4 protein-coding genes and 1 pseudogene are annotated in these 5,301 nt (G+C 71.5%); all 5 read left to right on the top strand.

From position 1 onward, the window contains the following. Positions 1-99 precede the first annotated feature (99 nt). The gene (locus D7V93_RS37110) at positions 100-690 is read left to right on the top strand and encodes a Pvc16 family protein (protein WP_120647842.1); all 591 of its coding nucleotides are present in this window, start codon (positions 100-102) and stop codon (positions 688-690) included. A gap of 8 nt (positions 691-698) precedes the next feature. Then, positions 699-1,598: a hypothetical protein gene (locus D7V93_RS37105; protein ID WP_120647841.1), complete on the top strand. Its 900-nt coding sequence runs from the start codon at positions 699-701 to the stop codon at positions 1,596-1,598. 10 nt (positions 1,599-1,608) lie between these two features. Then, positions 1,609-3,564, top strand: coding sequence for a phage tail sheath family protein (locus D7V93_RS37100; protein WP_120647840.1), 1,956 nt, complete (start codon positions 1,609-1,611; stop codon positions 3,562-3,564). A gap of 19 nt (positions 3,565-3,583) precedes the next feature. Beyond that, the gene (locus D7V93_RS37095; protein ID WP_120611812.1) at positions 3,584-4,036 is read left to right on the top strand and encodes a phage tail protein; all 453 of its coding nucleotides are present in this window, start codon (positions 3,584-3,586) and stop codon (positions 4,034-4,036) included. Position 4,037: 1 nt separating this feature from the next. Then, positions 4,038-5,301 (top strand): annotated as a pseudogene (locus tag D7V93_RS37090) (hypothetical protein); the annotation flags it as partial.

Raw genomic sequence — 5,301 nt, 5'->3', positions numbered from 1 at the left:
GCCCACGTGTTGCTGTGAGGCCGTGGACGGTTCGTCCATCCCTTTGGGCAGGGTGGGCGGCGGGCGACGCAAGCGGCGGGCACGTGGGGGTCTTCAACGGTGGCGACGTACGCGGCGATTTCCGCAGTGGGGCAGGCGCTCCTGGCGCTGCTCGAGCAGTCGTGCCCGAAGCCGGAGTTCGAGGGCGCGAAGTTCGAGCTGTACCAGGCTAGCGACTTCAAGACCCCCATGGAGGAGGGCGTGTCCCTCTTCCTGTACCGCGTCACGCCCAGCACCACCCGCCGCAACCTCACCGGCCGCGAGGACGCGCAGGGCCGGCGCACCCGCAGGCCGCTGCCGGTGGACCTGTGCTTCATGCTGACGCCGTGGGCGAAGACGGCCGCCAAGCAGCACCGGCTGCTGGGCTGGAGCATGCGCACGCTCGAGGACACCCCCACCCTCACCGCCAGCTTCCTCAACCACTACGGGCGCCCGGAGACGGACACCTTCCTGCCGGACGAGACGGTGACGCTCGTGCAGGACACCCTCTCCATCCAGGACCTGCTCAACGTCTGGGAGGTGGGCAAGCCCAACCTCCAGGTGTCCGTCACGTACATCGCGCGGATGGTGCTCATCGAGTCCGGCATCTCCGACACCCAGGGCCCGCCCGTGCAGACGCGCGTCCTCGACCTCGGGAAGCGCACGGAGTGAGGCCCCCCGTGCACAGGCTGGAGGTGCTGTCGCGCGTGACGCCCCTGGGCGTGCGCTTCCGCGACGAGGTCACCGGGGCGCTGGTGGGCGACGGGCTCCAGGTGAGCGCGTTCCCGGAGGGCCACCCTGGCCTGCGCCGCGCCTCCATCGTCAACCGCTCCGGCGTGCACGTCCTCATGGACCTGCCGGGCCTGCGCGACCTGGAGTTCGGCGGCAAGGACGTGCCCTCCGGCGACCCGGGCGACGCGGCGTGGTGGGCCGCCCTCCCCGCTCGCAAGCCCTTCACCGTGGAGGTGGAGGACGCGCAGGGTCGCTTCCTGCCGTGCTCGTTCCGCGCGCAGCTCCCCTTCCCCGGCCTCTTCCAGCTCAGCTGCCCGGGCCTGCCGCCCGCGCCGCCGCTGTCCGGCCCACCCGCCGTGCCGCTGTTCTCCGCCCCCGCGCGCGTGTCCGGAGGCCCGCTGGCCGTCCTGCGCGCGGAATTGTGGGACGCGGATGCGCAGGTGCCCGCCGCGTGGGCGCGGGTGGAGGCCACGGCGGCTGGCGGCACCCCGGTGCGCGGCGTGGCGGATGAACAGGGGCGGCTGGCCCTCTTCTTCCAATACCCCGAGCCGGTGGACTTCCCTCCCGTCCCGCTCGCGGAGGCCTCCGCGCTGCCCCCGGGGCCACCGCTGCTGGAGCAGACGTGGGCGCTCCAGGTGCGCGTCTTCTATGCGCGCCGCACGCCCGTGCCCGCGCGGCCGGACCTCTGCGACACCCTGTCCCAACCCTCCTCGTGGGCCTGGACGGACACGGACAGCTCGGTGGAGCTGCTCGAACCGACGCTGCGATACGGCCAGGAGCTCGTCCTGAAGACCCAGGACGCGCCGCGCTCCCGGTTGTGGATCACCTCCACGGGTTCACTCCCCTAGGAAAAGACCGATGCCCGAATATCTCGCTCCCGGTGTGTTCGTCGAAGAGACCTCGTTCCGTGCCAAGTCCATCGAGGGCGTGAGCACCACCACCACCGGCTTCATCGGGCCCACACGGTACGGCCCGGTGGACCTGCAGCCGGACCTCATCACCAGCATGGTGGAGTTCGAGCGCGTCTACGGCGGCCGCCGGCAGCTCGGCTTCAAGGTGGCGGGCACGCTGCACAACTACACCTGGCACGCGGTGCGCGCCTTCTTCGAGGAGGGCGGCAAGCGCCTCTACGTGGGCCGGGTGTTCCGCAAGCAGGCCGGCACGTCGAAGAAGTACGGCGGCTTCGAGTCCGCCACCACGCTCGTCGCCAACAACCCGTCCTATGACGACGGCCACGCGCGCGGGCTGCTGGCCGGCGAGCCCACGGACGTCAAGAAGCAGCTCCTCGCCTACGGCCGCTACCCGGGCTCCGCCGGCAACCTGCGCGTGCGCTTCACGCTGCGCGCGGGGCAGAACGTGCTGTCCTTCGAAGGCGGCAAGCCGCGCGTCAGCTCGCTGCAGGATCGGGACGTGGTGGTGCTGCGCGACTTCACCACCGTCCCGCCCGCCGTGGCGGACGCGGGGGCCTTCTACCAGGCGCGCTGGAACGAGGTGAAGCAGGACTGGGACCTGGTCCCCGCCACGGGCACGGCCACGGCCCTGTCCAGCCTGACCGACACGGGCAACCAGCTGCGCATCATCACCGTGACGGTGGCCGTCATCCCCACGGACGAGCCGGGGGCGTCCCAGGTGTGGTCCGGCCTGGCGCTGGACAAGGTGCACGCGCGGGACGGCGCGGAGGACTCGCTGCAGGCGCGCTTCAACATCGACGCCTCGGATCTGGAGCGCAACCGGGGCATCCCCATCGTCCTCGCGCCGGGGTCGGACCTGGGGGACGGGCTGGCGATGCTGACCGCCCTGCTCAAGGCCACGCCCAACGGGGTGACGCCGACGGTGACGGATGCGCTGAAGAACCCGGACTCCACCGACCTGCAGCGCACGGTGGAGGTGCTGCTCCAGGGTGGCAACGACGGCGAGCGCCCCACGGCGGACGAGTACCAGGGCGAGCAGATCGTCAACACCACGCGCAAGACGGGGCTCGTGCAGTTCGAGGACCTGGAGGACATCTCCATCGTCGCGGCGCCCGGCTCCACCTTCAACTACGAGGGCGGCTATTCGCTGGACGCCAACACCATCATCAACCTGCTCATCAGCCACTGCCAGCGGATGCACTACCGCATCGCGGTGCTGGACAGCGGCAACGGGCAGACGCTGAACCAGGTGCGCGCGCAGCGCGCGAAGATCGACTCCAGCTACGCGGCGCTCTACTACCCGTGGGTGAAGGTGCTGGACCCTGTCACGCGGCAGCCCATCTTCCTGCCGCCCAGCGGCTTCGTGGCGGGCATCTACGCGCGCAACGACGTCAACCGCGCCGTCTACAAGGCCCCCGCCAACGAGGTGGTGAACCTGGCGCTGGGCTTCGAGTCCAACCTGAGCAAGTCGCAGCAGGAGGTGCTCAACCCCGAGGGCATCAACGCCTTCCGCTACTTCGAGGGGCGCGGCTACCGGCTGTGGGGCGCGCGCACCACCAGCTCCGACCCCGAGTGGAAGTACGTCAACCTGCGCCGCTACTTCGCCTACCTGGAGCGCTCCATCGACAAGGGGACCCAGTGGGCGGTGTTCGAGCCGAATGGCGACCAGCTCTGGGCCAGCGTGCGGCGCACCATCGAGGACTTCCTCCTCAACGAGTGGCAGATGGGCGCGCTGCTCGGTGACAAGCCGGAGAAGGCGTACTTCGTGAAGTGCGACCGCAGCACCATGACCCAGAACGACCTGGATAACGGGCGCCTGGTCTGCCTCATCGGCGTGGCGCCGCTGCGCCCGGCCGAGTTCGTCATCTTCCGCATCGGCCAGTGGACCGGAGACCGGAAGTAACCCCCGGGAGGTTTAGGCAATGGCTGTCCTGAGAGAGCGACCCTATGTGCAGTTCAACTTCCTGGTGGACCTGGGCACGGGCTCCACGGATGGAGCCGACGCGGGCTTCCAGGAGATCAGCAACGTGGGCATGGAGGTCACCGTCGCGGAGTACCGCAACGGCAACGAGAAGGAGAACAGCGTCCGGAAGATCACCGGCCTGAACAAGGCGACGGACGTCACCATGAAGCGGGGCGTGATCGGTTCGCTCACGCTCTACCGGTGGCTGGATCAGCTGCGCAACGGCGACCCCAACGCGCTGCGCACCGTCACCATCCAGCTCCAGAACGAGGACCACACCGCGGTGGTGCAGACGTGGAAGCTGCTGCGCGCGCGCATCATCAAGCACGTGAGCGGCCCCTTCAACGCGAAGGGCACGGACGTGGCGATGGAAGAGCTCACCATCGCGTACGAGCGGTTGGAGATGGAGTGACGTGAGCCGCCCGGCCGCCAGACGCCTCCCCGGCATCCGCTTCGAGGTGCAGGCACCGCCCGTCGAGGACGTGTTGCCGCGCATGGACGTGGCGGCCTTCGTGGGCTTCGCCGCCTCCGGGCCGCTGCACGTGCCCGTGGCGGTGGAGGACCCCGCGGACTTCGAGGCGGTGTTCGGCGAGGCGCCCCTGCTGGCCTGGGACGCCGAGCGCGGGGAGCCGGTACGGGCGCACCTGGCCTCCGCCGTGCGGGCCTTCTTCCGCAACGGCGGCCGGCGCTGCTGGGTGGTGCGCGTGGCGGGGCCGCAGGCGCGCGCCAACACCTTCCCCGTCCCGGGGGTGCTGCGCTGTCTGGAGTCTGGCGCGGTGACGCCCGGCGTGGCGCGGGCGCGCTCGGAGGGCAGCAGCACCGACGGCGTGCAGGTGTCCGCCACCGTCACCCGCGAGCTGCTGGAGCTGGGCCCGTGGAGCGCCCTGGGCACCGTCGTGCAGTTGGAGGTGACGATGCCCGGAGGCGTGGCGCCGGGTGACCTCTTGCGGCTCACGCTCGGGGACGGGGCGATGGCGCTGCTCGTGCCGGTGGACACCGCGGAGGCGCTGGATGCGATGCAGGCCCTGCCCGCGTCCGGGTCGGTGCCACGGCGGGTGAAGGTGCGCGTGCGCACGTCCCGCGCGCGCTGGTTGCAGACGGGCGTGGGCCTGGGCACGGCCCCCTTCACCGCAAAGTGGACGCGCGGCGAGGGACCGCCCGTGTCCCTGAACGTGACGGACGTGGAGGACCCGGGCCCGCTGGCCGGCCGCCGCACGCTGACGCTCACGCTGGACACGCCCCCGGAGTCCGCGCCCGCACCCGGCACGGTGCTGCGCGTGGACGGCGCTGCTCCGGGAGAGCGCTGGCTGGTGGTGGAGTCGCTGGAGTTGGGCCACGGCGTGAGCCCCGGCGCGGGCTCCGTGCGGGTATCAGGGCTGGCGTCGCGGGTGCTGACGGCCGCGCCGGAGAACCCCACCTCGCTGTCCGTCGTCTGCGAGCGGCTGACGCTGAACCTGTGGACGCGGCAGGGCTCGGAGCAGCCCGCGCGGCTGGACCGGCTGGGCCTGTGCCCCGCGCACCCCCGGCACTGGGCATCGCTGCCCACCGACGTGGAGCGCGCGCGGGACGAGGACGCGGAGGCGCTGCCCGGACGTGCCCCCGAGGTGCGGCTGCCGGAGGACTGGCGCCAGGGCGTGCCCGTGTCGCGCTTCCCGCTGGCGGGGCCGGGGACGGGGT

This window comes from Corallococcus llansteffanensis, assembly GCF_003612055.1.
In the GTDB taxonomy this organism is placed as follows: Bacteria; Myxococcota; Myxococcia; order Myxococcales; family Myxococcaceae; genus Corallococcus; species Corallococcus llansteffanensis.
This window is presented reverse-complemented; position numbering and strand designations above follow the sequence as displayed.

What these genes read in the sequence shown, in the direction of transcription:
- D7V93_RS37095 (WP_120611812.1), top strand. Translation starts at nt 3,584, where the DNA reads ATGGCTGTCCTGAGAGAGCGACCCTATGTGCAGTTCAACTTCCTGGTG.
- D7V93_RS37100 (WP_120647840.1), top strand. Translation starts at nt 1,609, where the DNA reads ATGCCCGAATATCTCGCTCCCGGTGTGTTCGTCGAAGAGACCTCGTTC.